Raw genomic sequence first — 15978 nt, forward strand, 5'->3', positions numbered from 1 at the left:
GCAATGAAGCCCCTGCTGCAACTGGTCCCCGACGACGAGGGCTTTGCCCCCGACCTGCACCGCGCGTTGCGCCAGCGCCCGCGCACGATCTCACCAAAATATTTCTACGACGAGGCCGGCTCGGCCCTGTTCGAGCGCATCTGCGAGCTGCCCGAGTACTACCCGACCCGCACCGAGTTGGCCCTGCTGCAGCGCCACGCCCCCGAGATGGCGACGCTGATTGGGCCCGGCGCCCAGTTGGTCGAGTATGGCGCCGGGGCTCTGCGCAAGGTCCGGCTGTTGCTGGCGCACCTGAACGCGCCCCACAGCTTTGTGCCAGTGGACATCTCAGGCCCGCATCTGCTGGGGGCCTGCCGTACGCTGCAGGCCGAATTCCCGGCGCTGGCACTGCAGCCGGTGATCGCCGATTTCACCCGTCCGCATGACCTGCCGGCGCGTCCGGCGCTCGGGCGGCGCATCGGCTTTTTTCCGGGCTCGAGCATCGGCAATTTCGCGCCCGAGCAGGCGCTGGACTTTCTGCGCATGGCGGCCCAGCAGCTGCGTGGCGGTGCACTGCTGATTGGGGTGGACCTGATCAAGGAACCTGCCCTGCTGCATGCGGCCTACAACGACGCGGCCGGCGTGACTGCCGCCTTCAACCTCAACATCCTGGCGCGCGCGCGCCAGGAGCTGGACGCACAGATCGATCCCGAAGGATTTGCGCACAGCGCCTTCTACAACGCGCCTCTGCAGCGCATCGAGATGCATCTGCAAAGCCGCCGCCGCCAGCAGTTGCGGCTGGAGCACCGCGTCTACGAGTTCGAGGCCGGCGAGACGCTGCACACCGAGAACTCCTACAAATTCAGCATCGAGGGCTTCCAGGCCCTGGCCAGCAAGGCCGGTTTCAAAGCCGCTACAGTCTGGACCGACGAGCGCGACTGGTTCAGTCTGCACTGGCTGCAAGCGCCCGACTGAGCAAAGGATGGACAGACGATGAAAGCAATCTGGAACGATACCGTGATCGCCGAGAGCGATGACACCGTGGTGGTCGAAGGCAACCACTACTTCCCCGACAGCGCGCTCAAGCGCGAGTACACCAGCTTCAGCAATCACAAGACCATGTGCTCATGGAAGGGCCAAGCCAGCTATCTGTCGCTGATGGTCAAGGGCGAGCTGAACCCCGATGCGGTCTGGTACTACCCCGACCCGAAGCCGGGCGCCGAAATGGTCGCCGGCCGGGTCGCGTTCTGGAAGGGCGTGCAGGTTACCGAGTAACTGCCGGCAACACGGTGGCCGCGCAGTCGCCGAAGCCGATGCGGCGTGCGCCCTCCTTGTGTGCGTAGCCGCGCAGTATCAAGGTGTCGCCGTCCTGCAAGAAGGTGCGCGTCTCGCCATTGGCCAGGGTCAGAGCTTGTTTGCCCCCCTGCGACAGCTCCAGCAGCGAGCCGCCCTCCTCGGCCGCCGGCCCGCTTTGCGTGCCGGTGCCCAACAGATCGCCGGGTTGCAGATTGCAGCCATTGCTGGCGTGGTGCGTCAGCATCTGGGCCAGGGTCCAGTAGGCCGACTGCCCGAAGTTGGATCGCATCAGCCGGGTCGGCACCTGGCCGGCCGCGCGCATCTGCGCGGTCTGTAGCCAGACCTCCAGCTCGATCAAATAGCCGCCCTCGGCGCGGTTCTTCGCCGAGTCCAGATAGGGCAGCGGCTGCGGATCCTCGGCCGGATGTGCGAATGCGCAGCGGAAAGGCTCCAGCGCCTCCATCGTAACGATCCAGGGCGAGATCGTGGTCGCGAAGTTCTTGGCCAGGAAGGGGCCCAGCGGCTGGTACTCCCAGGCCTGCATATCGCGGGCCGACCAGTCGTTCAGCAGGGTCAGGCCGAAAAGATGCGCGTCGGCCTGCTCAATGGGGATGGGCTCACCCAGCGCATTGCCGCCAGCGACGAACACGCCCAGCTCCAGCTCGTAGTCCAGCCGCTTGCAGGGCGCACGCTCCGGCACGGTGGCGCCTGGCGGCATCAACTGGCCCAGCGGGCGACGCACTTGCTGGCCCGAGACACCGATCGAGGAGCTGCGGCCGTGGTAACCGATGGGCACCCACTTGTAGTTGGGCAGCAGCGGGTTGTCCGGGCGGAACAGCTTGCCCACCGTGGTCGCGTGGTGGATGCCGGTATAGAAGTCGGTGTAGTCGCCGATGCGGCATGGCACGGCCATTTGCGCGGCGCTTTGCGCCAGCAGGCAGGGCGTCAGCGCGGCCTGCTGCTTGCTGTCGGCGGCCAGCGCCTCGAACAAAGCATGGCGCAGCAGCCGGCGCTTATCAGCAGGCTGGGCCATGAAAGCATTCAGATCGCCCTCGGCCAGCGGCTGCAGCAGCACCTGGACCGCGCTGCTCCAGCGCCCGGCGCTGGCGGCCAGCCTCAGGTCCAGGATCTGATCGCCGACCGCGACGCCGACGCGGGCGCTCTCGTTCGTGCCGGCACGGCGGAACAGGCCATAGGGCAGGTTCTGGATCGGGAATTCGCTGTCGGCGGCGTTGGCCGAAGCCACCCAACTCAGGGCAGCGGCGTCATGGGTGTGGTCGATGGAAGAGCTCATGCTTGTGCGGGGAAGTTGTCTTTGAGATCACGCCAGCAGTCGGCATAGCCGCTGTCCAGCGCACCGCCCTTCATGGCGAACTCGGTCGGCAGCAGACGCCAGCGAGTCTCGAACATAAAGGCCAGGGTGTTGTCCAGTTTGTGCGGTTTCAGGTCCGCGCCGCTGGCCTTGGCGAAGGCTTCGGTGTCGGGGCCGTGCGGCACCATTGCATTGTGCAGGCTGGACGCGCCGGGATTGAAGCCGCCGGGCTTGGCGTCGTACTGACCGGTCACCAGACCCATGAACTCGCTCATCACATTGCGGTGATACCAGGGCGGGCGGAAGGTGTCCTCGGCCACCATCCAGCGCGGCGGGAAGATCACGAAGTCCAGATTGGCCCAGCCGGCGGTATCCGAGGGCGAAGTCAGCACCGTGAAGATGCTGGGGTCCGGATGATCGAAGCTGATCGAGCCTATGGTCATGAAATGCGCCGTGTCGTACTTGTAGGGCGCCAGATTGCCGTGCCAGGCGACGACGTTGAAGGGCGTATGGTCCCGGCGCGCGGACCACAGCCGGCCGCCAAACTTTTTGACAATCTCGTAATCACCGACGCCCTCCTCGAAATCAGCGACCGGCGCCAGAAAGTCGCGCGGATTGGCCAGCCCGTTCGAGCCTATGGGCCCCAGCTCGGGCAGGCGCAGCGCCGCGCCATAGTTCTCGCAGATATAGCCGCGCGAAGGGCCGTCCACCTCAACCTTGAAAGCCAGGCCGCGCGGGATCAGCGCGATCTCGCCTGGCCGCACCGCCAGCAGGCCCAGCTCGGTGCGGATGCGCAGGCCGCCCTGCTGCGGCACGATCAGGAACTCGCCGTCGGCATTGACGAAGGCGCGCCGGTCCATCGACCGATTGGCCAGATACAAATGGGCGGCCATACCGACCTGGGCATCGGGATCACCGTTGACGACCAGGGTGCGCAGGCCCTCGATGAAATCGGTTGGCGCCTCGGGAACAGGCGTGGGCGCCCAGCGCAGCGGATCGGGCGGCACGACTTGACCCTGGGCAGCGCCGGTCTTCAGCCAGCCATGGTCCAGCGGCGCATAGCCGCCGACCACCACCGAGGGCTGGCGCCGGTACATCCAGGTCCTCAAGTTCTCGGCGCGCGGCGCGGTGAAGGCCGTGCCCGAGATCAGCTCGGCATAGAGGCCATGGGCCACTTGCTGCGGGCTGTTGCGCCCGATCGGCAGACTGCCGGCGATGGCCTCGCTGGCGTGTTCGTTGCCGAAGCCCGATTGGTACTTGAGTTCGCTCATCTGCGTATCAGTCCAGTTTGATATTGGCAGCCTTGATCACCTGTCCCCATTTGGCCAGTTCCTGCTTCCAGTAGGCGCGCATCTGCTCGGGCGTGCCGCCCAGCGCCTCCAGGCCTAGGGTCTGGAAGCGCGCCTTCACGGCGGTGCTGGCCAGCGCGTCCTGCAGCGCCTTGTTCAGCGTAGCGATCACCGGGGCCGGCGTGCCGGCCGGCACGACCAGGCCCTGCCAGGCATAGGCCTCGAATCCGGGCAGGCCCTGCTCGGCAAAGGTCGGGACCTCGGCAAAGGTCTTGATGCGGGCCGGGCTGGCCACGGCCAGCGCGCGCAGCTTGCCCGAGAGGATGTGCGGGTAGCCAGCTGCGGTGTCGATGAACATGAAAGGCACCTGGCCTCCGATCACATCCTGCACCGCCGGCGCCGCACCGCGATAGGGAATATGGGTCAGGCTCAGCTTGCTTCGGTCACGCAGCAGCTCGGTGGCCAGATGGTGGGGGCTACCGGCACCGGGGGTCGCGTAGTTCAATCCGTCCTGGGTCTTGGCCCAGGCCAGGAACTCCTTGTAGTTCTTCACCGGCACGTTGGCGTTGACGACCAACAGCATCGGGAAGCGTGCCACCAGGCCCACCGGGGCCAGGTCTTGCTCGGCCGTGTAAGGCAGCTTGCTGTAGAGCCAGGGATTGGCCGCCAGGGTGGCGGTGTCGGCGGTCAGCAGCACCTGGCCATCGGCCTTGGACTTGACCACATAGTCCGCGCCGATATTGGTGGCCGCGCCGGGCTTGTTATTGATGATGAGGGTCTGGCCCAGGGTCTTGCCCATGGCCTCGGCCAGGCTGCGGGCCACCACATCGGCACCACCGCCGGCCGGATAAGGCACGACCCATTCGACCGGCTTGTCGGGATAGGCAAAAGCCGGTGTGGCGGCAGCGGCGGCCAGGCTCAGGAGCAGGGAACGGCGGGACACAAGAGACATGGATCAGGACTCGCTTGGAAGAGAAAGGAAATCAGGAAGCCGCCAACGTGTTGGCTCGGGCCAGCGCCAGCGCCTCATCAAGCACCTCGCGCTCGCCGACGTGGTTTGCCAGTATCAGCACCAGCTTGGCCAGCAGCATGTCAGCCTGCTCGTCGCCCAGATCGCGCTGAGCATCGATCAAGGCTTCGTAAAAGCCGTCAGGATCGGCGATATGGGGGCTGCGTATCAATTGGCTCATGAGGACAACACTCCCAGGCAACGCCGCAGCGCGGCTTGGATCTTGGCCGCATCGAAGCCGCGCCAGCGCGCGGCCAGATGCTGGTCGGGGCGTATCAGGTAGATGCTGCCGGGCCGCGCGTCATAGCGCTCGGCCAGCAGGCCATCGGCCGGCACGATCAGCGGCACGGCCACCGTGTTGCCGACGCTGACCGGCTCGGCAGGGCCAAAACTCAGCAGCGTGAAAAAGCCCTGGCCCAGCTGATGGAGCAGCCAGCCCTCGCCCAGCGGCGCATCGAGACAGGGGCTGCCGAGGCGCAGCGGGCCGGCAAACTCATCCTCGTCGGGCGTGTTCAGCGGCGAGCCGACGTAATGGGTGGGCATGGACAGCCGGCCGCTATTGACCAGGGGCCGGGCAAAGGCCTCGGTCTTGGCCAGTTCCAGCACCGCATTGCGCAGGCGCAGCGAGGCGCGGCTCTTGGGGCTGATGAAGTCGGTCGAACGGGTCGAGTTCAGGATGTTCTCGTCGGCCGCAGCGGCGCGCTCGATCTGGTAGCTGTCCAGCAGGCTTTCGGGCGCGGCCCCGTCCAGCACTGCCTTGAGCTTCCAGCCCAGATTGTCGGCATCCTGCACGCCGCTGTTGGCGCCGCGTGCGCCAAAGGGCGAGACCTGGTGCGCCGCATCGCCGAGCAGCAGCACCCGGCCCTGGCGGAAGGTCTTGGCGCGGCGGCAGGCGAACTGGTAGACCGACACCCATTCCAGCTCGAACTCGACATCCGGGCCCAGCATGGCCTGGATGCGCGGGATCACCTTCTCGGGCTTCTTCTCCTCGGCCGGATCGGCATCGCGGCCGAGCTGGAAGTCGATGCGCCAGACGCCGTCGCACTGCTTGTGCAGCAGCACCGACTGGTTGCGGTGGACCGGGGGGTCGAACCAGAACCAGCGTTCGGTCGGAATCGCTGCCTTCATGATCACATCGGCGATCAGGAAACGGTCCCGAAAGACCTGACCCTCGAAGTCCAGACCCAGCATGCGGCGGGTGTCGCTGCCGGCACCGTCGCAGGCCAGCAGCCACTGAGCCTCCAGCTGGAACTGCCCGTCGGGGGTTTCCACCGTCAGCCGGGCGGCATCCTCGACCTGCTCCAAGGCCACCAGTCTGTGCTTCCACGCGAGCGTGATCAGCGGCAGGGCCTCGCAGGCAGCGACCAGGCGCTCCTCCAGATGGTATTGCTGCAGATTGATCATGGCCGGCATCTGGTGGGCCGGCTGAGGCAGCAGATCGAACTGGTAGGCCAGCTCGTCGCGGAAGAACACCTTGCCGACCTGCCAGCGCACGCCCTGCCCGGCCAGCGCGGCGCCGACGCCCAGGCGGTCCCAGATCTCCAGCGAGCGCTTGGCATAGCAGACCGCGCGCGAGCCCTGGCTGACGCTGTTGTTGTCGTCCAGCAGCAGCACCGGGATGCCGCGCGCCGCGCAGTCCAGCGCGGCCGTCAGCCCCACCGGACCGGCGCCGATGATGACCACCGGATGGCGCAAGACCTGGCCCTCGCGCTGGGCCGGGCTCTGCCGGTAGTCGTAGACCGGGAAGGTATAGGTCTTCAGCATGGGCCGGCCTCAGTGCGCCTGGGCCTGGAATTCCTTGTCGTGCATCCAGGCCGCATGCTTGGGCGCACGCTTGGTCTGGCTCCACTCCTCCAGCATCTGCCATTTGCAGGCATCGAGCTGCGCATACATGGCCGGCGTGCCGACATCGGCCGCCAGCTCGATGCGGTGGCCGTTGGGGTCGAAGAAGTAGATGCTCTTGAAGAGGGTGTGGTCGGTGACACCGATCACCTCGATGCCGGCCGCTTCCAGCTCGGTCTTCTTGGCCTCCAGCTCGGCCACGCTGCCGACCTTGAAGGCAATGTGCTGCACCCATTCCGGCGTGTTGGCGTCGCGGCCCATGGGCTTGGCCGTCGGCAGCTCGAAGAAGGCCAGCACATTGCCGCCACCGGCATCGAGGAAGAGATGCATATAGGGATCCTCGGCCTTGGTGGATGGCACCTTGTCCTCGGCGATGGCCAGTACAAAGTCCATGCCCAGGTGCTGGCCGTACCACTGCACCGTGGTCTTGGCGTCCAGGCAGCGGTAGGCGACGTGGTGGATGCGTTCGATCTTCATCGCGGGCTCTCCCTCAGGCCTTGATGTCTTCCAGCGCCTGCCACATCGCGATATCGCGCTCGGCGGTCCAGATGCGGGGGTCCGGGTACTGGGTGGCCTCGTCGTAGGCACGGGTCACATCGAAGGGCATGCAATGGGCAAAAATCACCCATTGGCCGTACTTCGGCGCCAGGCGCTCATAGGTCTCGCGATAGACCGTCTTCAGATCGCGGCCGGCGCTGGCCCCGGCCTTGACGCTCTCGTAGAGCTCGGAGACAAAGGCGCGCGTGCCCGACAGGCCGGCCGCCACCTCGGCCGGGTTCTGCAGCGCGCGGCCGCGGCCGGGCACCAGCTTCTCGGGCTTCAGCGCGGCGATATTGTCCAGGGTATGCGGCCAGTCCTTGAAGTAGGCATCGCCGGCATAGGGCGTGGCATCGAACTCGACCAGATCGCCGGAGAACAAGACCTTGTCCTGCGGCAGCCAGACCACCGTGTCCCCCTTGGTATGACCACGCCCCAGCTGCAGGATCTGCACCTCGAGCTTGCCGAGGAACATCGTCATCTTGCCGGTGAAAGTGATGGTGGGCCAGGTCATGCCCGGCGGCACCGACTCGACCGCCTGGAACAGCCGCGGGAAGCGGCCGATCTCGCTGGCCTTGTCCTGCTCGCCGCGCTCGACGATCAGGTCATAGGTGTCCTGGCTGGCGATGATGTGCTCGGGCTGGTAAGCGCTGGCGCCCAGCACCCGCACCGCGTGGTAGTGGCTCAAGAGCACATACTTGATCGGCTTGTCGGTGACCTCGCGGATGCGGCGTATCACGTCCTGGGCCATCACCGGCGTGGCCTGGGTGTCGATCACCATCACCGCGTCGTCGCCGATCACGATGCCGGTGTTCGGATCGCCCTCGGCCGTGTAGGCCCAGGCATGGTCGGACAGCTTGTCGAAGCTGACCTTCTTGACCTCCAGATCGGCTTGGGACGCAAAAGTCTTGGTGTTCATGGTGGCGGCGGCTCGGTTCGGGTGGCTGGCAGGTTAGGAATGAATTTAATCTTTGACAAATTCATTCGCCTATAACGAATCAACGGCTTGATCTTAGTCATCGCGTTTGTTAATGTCTAATTGATTGTTTTAGGTAGAAACCCTAGTGAAGCCCAGCGACGCAGAGACGAACCCGACCGAACGCGGCCCGCGCGGCATCCAGAGCGTGGAGGTCGGCGGCCAGCTGCTGATCGCACTGGCCCACCATGGCCGGCCGCTGGCGCTGAAGGATCTGGCCCGCCAGGCCGAGATGCCTCCGGCCAAGGCCCACCCCTATCTGGTCAGCTTCATCAAGCTGGGCCTGGTCGAGCAGGAGGCCGGCAGCGGTCGCTACGGTCTGGGGCCGCTGGCCTTGCAGCTGGGCCTGATCAGCCTGCAACAGTACGACCCGGTGCGCCTGGCGACGCCGCGCATCGAGGAGCTGGCCCTGCTGCTGGGCCATACGGTGGCGATCGCCGTCTGGGGCAATCACGGGCCGACCATCGTGCGGGTGGCCGAGGCCTCCAGCCCGGTCCACATCAGCATGCGCCACGGCACGGTGATGAGCCTGGCCGGCACCGCCTCGGGCCGGCTGTTCGCCGCCCATCTGCCACGCGAGCAGGTGCTGGCGGCCGACCCGGCCATCGTCTTCGATGCCGCGCTGGACGACCATCTGGCCCAGGCCCGGCTGCTGGGCATCGCCCACTCGCATGACGGCGTCGTCGCCGGCGTCAGCGCGCTGGCCGCGCCGGTGTTCGATGACCAGGGCCGCATGGTCCTGAGCCTGACCGCCATCGGCCCCAGCGGCAGTTTCGATCTGCGGCTGGACGGCGCACTGGCGCAGACGCTCAAGCGGGTCGGGCTGGAGTTGTCGCGTCAGCTCGGCTGGCGCGCCTCGCCCTGATGGCGGCGCATGGGCTCTTCGATGCGTAAGACCTGTCGCCGGCCCGCGATGCGGAGCCGGCTCGAACAATGCAGCGGGATCAAGCCGCCAGCGCCGTCAGCTGCAGCTCGGCAATGATCTCGGCCTCGCGCTGCGGCGAGAAGAAAAATGGATAAAGGGTGCGGACCAGCGAGCCAAGCGCGGGCTGGCCACCATAGCGCCGCAGTTGCTGCTCCACATAGCCGAAATCCAGGCTCATCAGCACAGCCGGCGCCTGCACACGGTTGTTCATTCGCGCCTCGCTGCAGACCTTGAAGCCCAGCATGCGACGGTAATACGCCACATGCCGGGGATTGACCTCGATGACCAGCATCTGGGCATCATGCACATGGTGGGCATGGATGTAGGCCGTGTGAAACAACGCGGCAAGCACGGTTTTGGAAGGGACGTCCACATCCAGAGCCAGTTGGGTGAACTCGCACAAATCCAGGCCGCTGGCGCGCAAGGCCTCCATCTCGTCGGCAAACACCGCATCGGCACCGAGGCCCGCATCGGAATCGAAACGTATGCCCAAGGTGCCCAGCGTGCGCTGCTCGGCCACCGCACTGAGCGTCAGCAAATGACGCTCACCTTCGCTGGCGCGGGTGTTGGTGAGATAGCCGCGTTGCGCATAGCGCCGGCTGACCAGCGCGCTGGCCACGCGTTTGAATTGGGGGCAGTCAGCGGCACGGATCTGGATGCCCTGGATCGCCATACCGGGCTGCGCTTCGCGAAGCCCGAAGAAACCGCGCTCACGCGCCGGTGAGCGCAGGGCATGCAAGCCAATCATGGGCTGAAGGCCCGATCTTGCCCCCAGCGAAATGCTTTCATTCGACATGACAACCCGTCCTCGCCAGCTAATGCGCCGCAGTCTAACTTGCTATATCGGCAGAACTGGCCCAACTCATGTCACCGGAACAACTGACACAGAAAACTTACACTTTCAAGCCCCATTCCGGGGGATGCCTACACTGAAAGCGTGAAAATCTCACTGCCGACACCCCCGATTTCAGGGGATTCCCCCGCCAACTCATAGCCCGGCGGCAAATGACTTGAGCAGGACGAGCAAGGCCTCGGGCTGCTCCAGCGGGCTCAGGTGCGAGGCGCCGGCCAGCACCTCCAGCCGCGCGCCCGGGACGCGCTGCGCAATGGCCTCGGCCATCGCCGGGGTCGCGCCCTGGTCCAGCGCGCCGGCGATCACCAGGGTCGGGCAGCGCACCGCGCTCAAGGCCTCCAGATAGTCGACCCCGCTGACCGCCTGGCAGGCGGCGATATAAGCGGCCGGGTCCTGGGCCAGCAAGCGGCTGTGCAGCAAGGCCGTGGCCTCGGGCTCGGCAGCACGGAAATCGGCATGCAGATAGCGCTCGGTGACCATGGACGCCACCGCCACCATGCCGCCGGCCTCGACCGCCGCGATGCGCTGGGCCCAGGCCGCGCGCGCGGCCTCGGGATACTGCGCCGTCGTGTGCGCCAGCACCAGGCCGCGCAGCAGCTCGGGGTGCTTCAGGGCCAGGCCCTGCCCCACCATGCCGCCCAGCGAGAGGCCGACAAAGCAGACCGGCCCGCGCCCCCATTCGCGTATCAGCCGCGCGGCATCGTCGACCAGCTCGTCCAGGCTGTAGGGACCGGTGGGCCGGGCGGACTCGCCATGGCCGCGCTGGTCGTAGCGCAGGGTCGGGTGTTGCCCGCCGAGCGCGGCGGCCAGGCCGTCCCAGAGATGGGCATCGAGGCCCAGCGCGTGGGCGAACACGATGGGCACGCCGCTGCCCTCGCCCTGCAGCAGCAGATGCAGCTGCGGCTGGCTGAAGGTGTGCTGCGCGCGCGGGCGCAGCGCGCGCGTCAGCGGCGCCGGCAGCGGCGCCAGGCCTTCGGCCTCGAGGATCTCTCCGGTGATCTTGAAGGCGGTGTTGGCGGCCGGCACGCCGCAGTAGATCGCCCCCTGCAGCAGGGTCTCCTGGATCATGGTAACGGGCACACCGCCACGGACGGCGGCGCGGCAGTGCAGCTCGAACTCCTCCCAGCGCGCCAGCCCCATGGTCATGCCCAGCACCAGCAGGCGCCGGGTCGGCTTGTCCAGGCCCGGCCGGCCCCAGATCTCGTGCCAGGCATAGCGGGTGATGAAGGCCTGGAACTCGGCGTTGAAGGCCGTGGCGCCGGCGGTCGAGCGCTGCACCCAGTCCTCGCCCAGCATGGCACGGCGATTGACGAGGCCGCGGTCGAAATCGTCGTCGCGTTGGTCGGGGTACTCGTTCATGGTCATGGCGCCAGCGGTTGGTCCATCAAGGACTGCCATTGTGAGCGTGCTGTCAGCAGCACCTTGTGCACACGGGCATCGGCATGGCGGGCGGCGGCCTGCACATCGAACACCGCATCGAGCTCGTCCGCGCTGATGCCACGCGAGAACTCGGCATCGCCCTGCCACAGGCCCTGGGCCAGCGCCCGCAAAGGCCGACCTTGGGCCACGACCTGCTGCGACAGGCCCTCGACCAGTTGATGGGCCCGCGCCTTGCCGCAGACCCGCGCCAGTAGCAAGGCCAGGCCCTCGGCGGCGACCAGATCGTCAAGACGCTCGATATTGGCCCGCATGCGCTCGGGCTCGATGCGCAGCCCCGCCAACGCGCCGGCCAGCGCCTGCAGCGCGCCATGGCTACTCAGCAGCAAGCCGGTCCACTCGGCCAGCTCGGCCTGCCAGCCGCCCAGGCCGCGCTCATGCTCCTGGCCCATGCAGGCCAGCAGCGCGGCGACCCGCTGCGGCGCGCGCTGGGCCGCCGCCAGCGCCTGCATGCAGGCGACCGGGTTGCGCTTGTGCGGCATCGCGCTGGACCCACCCGAACCGCTGACCGCGCCCTCCATCATCTCGCCGACCTCGGCCTGGGCCAGCAGCGACAGATCGCGCGCCAGCTTGCCCAGTGAGCCGCACATCACGCCCAGCTCGGCACCGAGCCGCACCCAGCGGTCGCGCTGGGTGTGCCAGCACTGCTCCGGCAGGCGCAGGCGCAGCTCGGCCGCAACCTGGCTCGCAACCGCATCGGCCTTGTCGCCCAACGAGGCCAGCGTGCCGGCGGCCCCGCCCAGCTGCAGCAGCAAGGCCTCGTCGGCCTGGGCGCGCAGGGCCTGGGCCGAACGCAGCAGCGGCATCAACCAGTTCAGCAGCTTGCAGCGCAGGCTGCTGACCAGGGCCGGCTGCATCAGCGTGCGGGCCAGCATCGGGATCGAGTCGGCGGCCTCGGCCTGGTCCAGCAGATGGCCGCACAGGCTCAGCAGATCGTCGTCGATCAGGCGCAGCGCACGGCGGGTCTGCAAGACCATCGCGGTGTCGATCACGTCCTGGCTGGTGCTGCCCCAGTGCACATAGCCGGCGGCGGCCGGGTCGAACAAGGCCACCGTCTCGGTGAGCTTCTTGACCAGCGGTATCGCCAGACTGCCGGCACGGCCGCTGGCCGCGACCAGACCAGTCACATCGTAGAGCTCGGCCCGGCACAGGCTGGCAATCGCCTGCGCGGCCGATTGCGGGATCACGCCGGCCTTGGCCTCGGCGCGCGCCAGCGCCGCCTCGAAGTCCATCATGGCCTGCACGATGGCGCTCTCGTCGAAGAGCGCCAGCATCTGCGGCGTGGACAAAAAACCCTCGAATACCAGCACTGACATCAACCCATCCTGAGGATCTTTGCAGCGATGCTAACGAGGGCTGGCGGGGCTGCGAGCCCGGGGCTTACCCGCAGCGGGTTTGCCCCGGCGTCGTCTGCGGACTCAGGCAGCGGCGCTGTGCGCCTGTGCCAGACGGCTCATATTGCCCATCGAGACACGGTGCATCTCGATCAGACCCAGCAGGCCGCTGCGGTGCAGCTGCAACACCTTCTCGTCTTCCAGCTGCGCGAGCTTGTCTTCGTTGATGGCCAGGAAGCCGTCAACATCGATCTTCTCGCCATTGGGCAGGGTAGCTTCGAAGCGCATGTCCTGCAGCAGGTCGAACTCCTGCAGCTGGGCGCAGACCATGCGAGTGCGCTCGGCTTCGCGCTCGAAGCTCTCAAGGAAGTTCTTCGCGTTGACGGTGAACTCGGTGGGCTGGCCGTCGGCGGCGAACAGCAGCTGACCCTCGGTCTGCGAAAAGCCCTTCCACTGCTCGTCAAAGCAGACGGCGATGTCGTCGCTGTTGTTGATGCGGGCCATCGCGAAGGGGTAGCGGCGCAGATAGGCGGGCAGGTAGTTGCCGGTCCACTTGCCGTCCTTCAGGAACAGATTGCTGCCCGGCTTCAGGCCGAACACGGCCAGCGGGGCCACGGCCGGCTTGGCGCCTTCGGCCGGCTGCTGCGCGCTCTCGCCGACGCGCACGAACACGATAGGGAACTCCTTGCAGGCGTCGGCAAACTCGACCGCCGTCAGGAACAGCGAGTTCAGGCCGGCCACGCGCTCCAGCGTCGGCAGCTCGGCCTGCAGGCGCAGGTTCTTGTGCTGTTCACGGTCCAGCGGCACCAGCGAGCCGTACAAAGGGGGGTTGCTCATTTCTCATCATCTCCATCTTGAGCCAGTCGTTTGACCAGCACCTTGTCCACACGCTTGCCATCGAGGTCCACGACCTCGAATCTCCAGGCGTTCCACTCCACCACATCGGCCGTGCGCGGCAAACGCCCCAAGAGCAGCATGATCATGCCGGCCAGGGTGTTGTAGCGCCCACGATCCTCTTCGGGCAGTTCCTTCAGGTCCAGGCGGTCCTTCAGCTCGGGGCTGGGAATCAGGCCGTCCATCAGCCAGCTCCCGTCCTCGCGTTGCACCGCCCAGGCATCACCATCGCTGGGCGCCGAAAACTCGCCCGCGATCGCTTCCAACACATCACGCACCGAGATCACGCCCTGGACCTCGCCGTACTCGTCGACGACGAAGACCAGCTGCGCATCCGAGCCGCGGAAATGGTCCAGCAGCTCCATGCCCGACAAGGTCTCGGGCACAAAGATCGGCGCCTCAAGATCGTCACCCAGATTCAGTGGCTGGCCGGACAGCGCGCGCTGCAGCAGGGTCTGGGCCGAGACCACGCCGATCACATCATTGAGCCCTTCGCGGCAGACCGGGTAGCGACTGTAGCCATGGGCTTGCAGGATGGCCAGCACCTGCGGCGCCTCGTCATGGATATTGAGCCAGGCGATCTCGGCGCGCGGAATCATCATCGAGCCGACCTGGCGCTCATCGAGCCGGAACACATTGCGCACCATCTGGTGCTCCTGCTCCTCGATCACGCCGGCGTCCAGTCCCTCTTCCAGGCTGGCCGCGATCTCTTCTTCGGTGACGCCGCGCTGCGCCCTGCCGCGCAGGCCCAGCAGGCCCAGCACCGCATTGGTCGCAAAGCTCAGAAACACAACTAGCGGTCGTGCCACCAGGGATAGAAAATCCATCGGCGGCGCCACCAGGCGAGCCACCGTCTCCGGAAACATCTGGCCCAGGCGCTTGGGCACCAGCTCACCGAAGATGATGGTGGCCACGGTCAGTATCACGACGACCAGGCCGGTGGCCGTGTACTGCGCGATGTGCTGGGCCAGGCCCAGCGAGCCCAGCCACAGCGCCAGCGGGCCGGCGAACGCGGCCTCGCCGACGATGCCGTTGAGCACGCCGATCGAGGTGATGCCTATCTGCACCGTGGACAGAAACTTGGTCGGGTTCTCGTGCAGGTCCATCGCCGCCTGGGCACCGGACTCCCCGCCTTCCACCATCACCTGCAGCCGGGCCTTGCGGGCGGCGGTGAGCGCCATTTCCGACATCGCGAAAAGGCCGTTGAGCAGAATCAGAAAAATGACTAGGGCGGTATCCATTGGCAGCGCGAGCCTCGGGTAAACCCGGTCGCGCATCGGTTCTTTCGGGGGCGCAAGCGTAGCAGAAGGCCATGACACAAACCCACCGCACAATCCCGGTATGAACTATCTGATCGGTGATCTGCAAGGCTGCTGCGACGCGCTGGAGCACCTGCTCGCCAAACTCGACTTCTCGCCCTCGCGCGACCGGCTCTATCTGCTGGGCGACCTCGTCAACCGCGGCCCGGCCTCGCTGGCCACCCTGCGCCGCCTGCAAGGCCTGGGCGACGCGGCCCGCTGCCTGCTGGGCAACCACGACCTGCACCTGCTGGCCGCCGCCGCCGGCACCCGCAAGCCGCACCGCAGCGACACGCTGAACGAAATCCTCGACGCCCCCGACCGCGAGGCCCTGCTGGACTGGCTGCGCCAGCAGCGCCTGGCCCGGCACGAGCTGGGCTGGCTGATGGTGCATGCCGGCGTCGTGCCGCAATGGGACACGCTGCAGACGCTGGCCCTGGCCAGCGAGGTCGAGGCGCTGCTGTGCGGGCCCGATCTGCAGGACTTTCTGCAACAGATGTATGGCAATGAGCCGCTGAGCTGGGACGAGTCCCTGGCCGGCATCGCCCGATGGCGATTCATCATCAATGTGCTGACCCGGCTGCGCTTTTGCGATGCCCAGGGGCGCCTGGACCTGAAGACCAAGGACGCCGACGGCGCGCCCGAGGGCTTCCTGCCCTGGTTCGATGTGCCCGGCCGGCGCAGCGCCGGCACACCCATCGCCTTCGGCCACTGGTCGACCCTGGGCCTGCTGCAGCGCCCCGACCTGCTGGCGCTGGACACCGGCTGCGTCTGGGGCGGCCGCCTGACGGCCGCCCGGGTCGAGACCGGCCGCGTGCTGGAGATCATCCAGGTGGACTGCGCGCAGGCCCAGAAGCCGGGCCTTGCATAGCGGCTAGAATGCGCGCTCTGCGCAAGGCAGAAACCGGAGGCTTGGGGGAGTGGTTTAACCCAACAGTCTTGAAAACTGTCGACGGGCAACCGTCCGTGAGTTCGAATCTCACAGCCTCCGCCAAGC

Annotated in this window: 16 protein-coding genes and 1 tRNA gene; 5 read left to right on the plus strand and 12 right to left on the minus strand. The window is 66.9% G+C overall.

Annotated features, from left to right (window positions below; genetic code table 11):
* Nucleotides 1-3 precede the first annotated feature (3 nt).
* Together egtD and PO768_RS03185 are read left to right on the plus strand one after the other, a co-directional pair.
* A complete protein-coding gene (gene egtD, locus PO768_RS03180; RefSeq protein ID WP_272644856.1) occupies nucleotides 4-954 on the plus strand; it encodes an L-histidine N(alpha)-methyltransferase in 951 nt (316 codons plus the stop codon).
* A gap of 18 nt (nucleotides 955-972) precedes the next feature.
* Nucleotides 973-1254: a DUF427 domain-containing protein gene (locus PO768_RS03185; RefSeq protein WP_266004238.1), complete on the plus strand. Its 282-nt coding sequence runs from the start codon at nucleotides 973-975 to the stop codon at nucleotides 1252-1254.
* On the opposite strand, the gene fahA is transcribed toward PO768_RS03185, so the two are convergent.
* The 7 genes from fahA to PO768_RS03220 are packed head-to-tail and all read right to left on the minus strand — an operon-like array spanning nucleotide 1244 to nucleotide 8183.
* Entirely contained in the window at nucleotides 1244-2569 is a 1326-nt protein-coding gene (gene fahA / locus PO768_RS03190; RefSeq protein WP_272644857.1) for a fumarylacetoacetase, read from the minus strand. The two genes, PO768_RS03185 and fahA, sit on opposite strands and share 11 nt — an antisense overlap.
* Nucleotides 2566-3858, minus strand: coding sequence for a homogentisate 1,2-dioxygenase (gene hmgA / locus PO768_RS03195; protein ID WP_272644858.1), 1293 nt, complete (start codon nucleotides 3856-3858; stop codon nucleotides 2566-2568). The genes fahA and hmgA overlap by 4 nt, the downstream gene beginning before the upstream one ends.
* Before the next feature lie 7 nt (nucleotides 3859-3865).
* Nucleotides 3866-4828: a Bug family tripartite tricarboxylate transporter substrate binding protein gene (locus tag PO768_RS03200; protein WP_272644859.1), complete on the minus strand. Its 963-nt coding sequence runs from the start codon at nucleotides 4826-4828 to the stop codon at nucleotides 3866-3868.
* Nucleotides 4829-4859: 31 nt separating this feature from the next.
* Complete coding sequence (locus PO768_RS03205) at nucleotides 4860-5066, minus strand: DUF2783 domain-containing protein (RefSeq protein ID WP_272644860.1); 207 nt, start codon at nucleotides 5064-5066, stop codon at nucleotides 4860-4862.
* The gene (locus PO768_RS03210) at nucleotides 5063-6649 is read right to left on the minus strand and encodes an FAD-dependent oxidoreductase (protein WP_272644861.1); all 1587 of its coding nucleotides are present in this window, start codon (nucleotides 6647-6649) and stop codon (nucleotides 5063-5065) included. Before PO768_RS03210 ends, PO768_RS03205 begins: the two co-directional genes overlap by 4 nt.
* Before the next feature lie 9 nt (nucleotides 6650-6658).
* On the minus strand, nucleotides 6659-7204 hold the full coding sequence (locus PO768_RS03215; protein WP_272644862.1) for a VOC family protein: 546 nt from the start codon (nucleotides 7202-7204) through the stop codon (nucleotides 6659-6661).
* A gap of 13 nt (nucleotides 7205-7217) precedes the next feature.
* A complete protein-coding gene (locus tag PO768_RS03220) occupies nucleotides 7218-8183 on the minus strand; it encodes an MBL fold metallo-hydrolase (RefSeq protein WP_272644863.1) in 966 nt (321 codons plus the stop codon).
* A 145-nt stretch (nucleotides 8184-8328) separates the two neighbouring features.
* On the opposite strand from PO768_RS03220, the gene PO768_RS03225 reads away from it, so the two are divergent.
* Nucleotides 8329-9105 (plus strand): IclR family transcriptional regulator, encoded by a 777-nt coding sequence (locus tag PO768_RS03225; RefSeq protein ID WP_272644864.1) that lies wholly within the window; start codon nucleotides 8329-8331, stop codon nucleotides 9103-9105.
* Nucleotides 9106-9184: 79 nt separating this feature from the next.
* Here the strand turns inward: PO768_RS03225 and PO768_RS03230 are convergent, their stop codons facing one another.
* The 5 genes from PO768_RS03230 to PO768_RS03250 all read right to left on the minus strand — a co-directional run bounded on the left by PO768_RS03230 (nucleotide 9185) and on the right by PO768_RS03250 (nucleotide 14924).
* Nucleotides 9185-9913 carry an N-acyl amino acid synthase FeeM domain-containing protein gene (locus PO768_RS03230; protein WP_272644865.1) on the minus strand — a complete coding sequence of 243 codons (729 nt, stop codon included), beginning with the start codon at nucleotides 9911-9913 and terminating at the stop codon, nucleotides 9185-9187.
* A 240-nt stretch (nucleotides 9914-10153) separates the two neighbouring features.
* Nucleotides 10154-11377, minus strand: a complete 1224-nt coding sequence (gene pcaCD, locus PO768_RS03235; RefSeq protein WP_272644866.1) for a bifunctional 4-carboxymuconolactone decarboxylase/3-oxoadipate enol-lactonase PcaCD — start codon at nucleotides 11375-11377, stop codon at nucleotides 10154-10156.
* A 2-nt stretch (nucleotides 11378-11379) separates the two neighbouring features.
* A complete protein-coding gene (gene pcaB / locus PO768_RS03240; protein ID WP_272644867.1) occupies nucleotides 11380-12771 on the minus strand; it encodes a 3-carboxy-cis,cis-muconate cycloisomerase in 1392 nt (463 codons plus the stop codon).
* Between the two features lie 102 nt (nucleotides 12772-12873).
* A complete protein-coding gene (locus PO768_RS03245) occupies nucleotides 12874-13626 on the minus strand; it encodes a SapC family protein (RefSeq protein ID WP_266004219.1) in 753 nt (250 codons plus the stop codon).
* Entirely contained in the window at nucleotides 13623-14924 is a 1302-nt protein-coding gene (locus tag PO768_RS03250; protein WP_272644868.1) for a hemolysin family protein, read from the minus strand. The genes PO768_RS03245 and PO768_RS03250 overlap by 4 nt, the downstream gene beginning before the upstream one ends.
* A 100-nt stretch (nucleotides 14925-15024) precedes the next feature.
* On the opposite strand from PO768_RS03250, the gene PO768_RS03255 reads away from it, so the two are divergent.
* Together PO768_RS03255 and PO768_RS03260 are read left to right on the plus strand one after the other, a co-directional pair.
* Nucleotides 15025-15852 carry a symmetrical bis(5'-nucleosyl)-tetraphosphatase gene (locus PO768_RS03255; protein ID WP_272644869.1) on the plus strand — a complete coding sequence of 276 codons (828 nt, stop codon included), beginning with the start codon at nucleotides 15025-15027 and terminating at the stop codon, nucleotides 15850-15852.
* Between the two features lie 35 nt (nucleotides 15853-15887).
* Nucleotides 15888-15975, plus strand: a tRNA-Ser gene (locus PO768_RS03260).
* Nucleotides 15976-15978: the final 3 nt, after the last annotated feature.

The organism is Paucibacter sp. XJ19-41 (genome assembly GCF_028462495.1).
Lineage (GTDB): Bacteria > Pseudomonadota > Gammaproteobacteria > Burkholderiales > Burkholderiaceae_C > Roseateles_E.

Bases quoted from the DNA above. Each gene is read 5' to 3' on its own strand.
- PO768_RS03200 (WP_272644859.1), bottom strand. From the start codon at position 4,828: ATGTCTCTTGTGTCCCGCCGTTCCCTGCTCCTGAGCCTGGCCGCCGCT.
- PO768_RS03205 (WP_272644860.1), bottom strand. From the start codon at position 5,066: ATGAGCCAATTGATACGCAGCCCCCATATCGCCGATCCTGACGGCTTT.
- PO768_RS03230 (WP_272644865.1), bottom strand. From the start codon at position 9,913: ATGATTGGCTTGCATGCCCTGCGCTCACCGGCGCGTGAGCGCGGTTTC.
- pcaB (WP_272644867.1), bottom strand. From the start codon at position 12,771: ATGTCAGTGCTGGTATTCGAGGGTTTTTTGTCCACGCCGCAGATGCTG.
- PO768_RS03220 (WP_272644863.1), bottom strand. From the start codon at position 8,183: ATGAACACCAAGACTTTTGCGTCCCAAGCCGATCTGGAGGTCAAGAAG.
- PO768_RS03210 (WP_272644861.1), bottom strand. From the start codon at position 6,649: ATGCTGAAGACCTATACCTTCCCGGTCTACGACTACCGGCAGAGCCCG.
- PO768_RS03185 (WP_266004238.1), top strand. From the start codon at position 973: ATGAAAGCAATCTGGAACGATACCGTGATCGCCGAGAGCGATGACACC.
- hmgA (WP_272644858.1), bottom strand. From the start codon at position 3,858: ATGAGCGAACTCAAGTACCAATCGGGCTTCGGCAACGAACACGCCAGC.
- fahA (WP_272644857.1), bottom strand. From the start codon at position 2,569: ATGAGCTCTTCCATCGACCACACCCATGACGCCGCTGCCCTGAGTTGG.
- pcaCD (WP_272644866.1), bottom strand. From the start codon at position 11,377: ATGAACGAGTACCCCGACCAACGCGACGACGATTTCGACCGCGGCCTC.
- PO768_RS03250 (WP_272644868.1), bottom strand. From the start codon at position 14,924: ATGGATACCGCCCTAGTCATTTTTCTGATTCTGCTCAACGGCCTTTTC.
- PO768_RS03255 (WP_272644869.1), top strand. From the start codon at position 15,025: ATGAACTATCTGATCGGTGATCTGCAAGGCTGCTGCGACGCGCTGGAG.
- egtD (WP_272644856.1), top strand. From the start codon at position 4: ATGAAGCCCCTGCTGCAACTGGTCCCCGACGACGAGGGCTTTGCCCCC.
- PO768_RS03215 (WP_272644862.1), bottom strand. From the start codon at position 7,204: ATGAAGATCGAACGCATCCACCACGTCGCCTACCGCTGCCTGGACGCC.
- PO768_RS03245 (WP_266004219.1), bottom strand. From the start codon at position 13,626: ATGAGCAACCCCCCTTTGTACGGCTCGCTGGTGCCGCTGGACCGTGAA.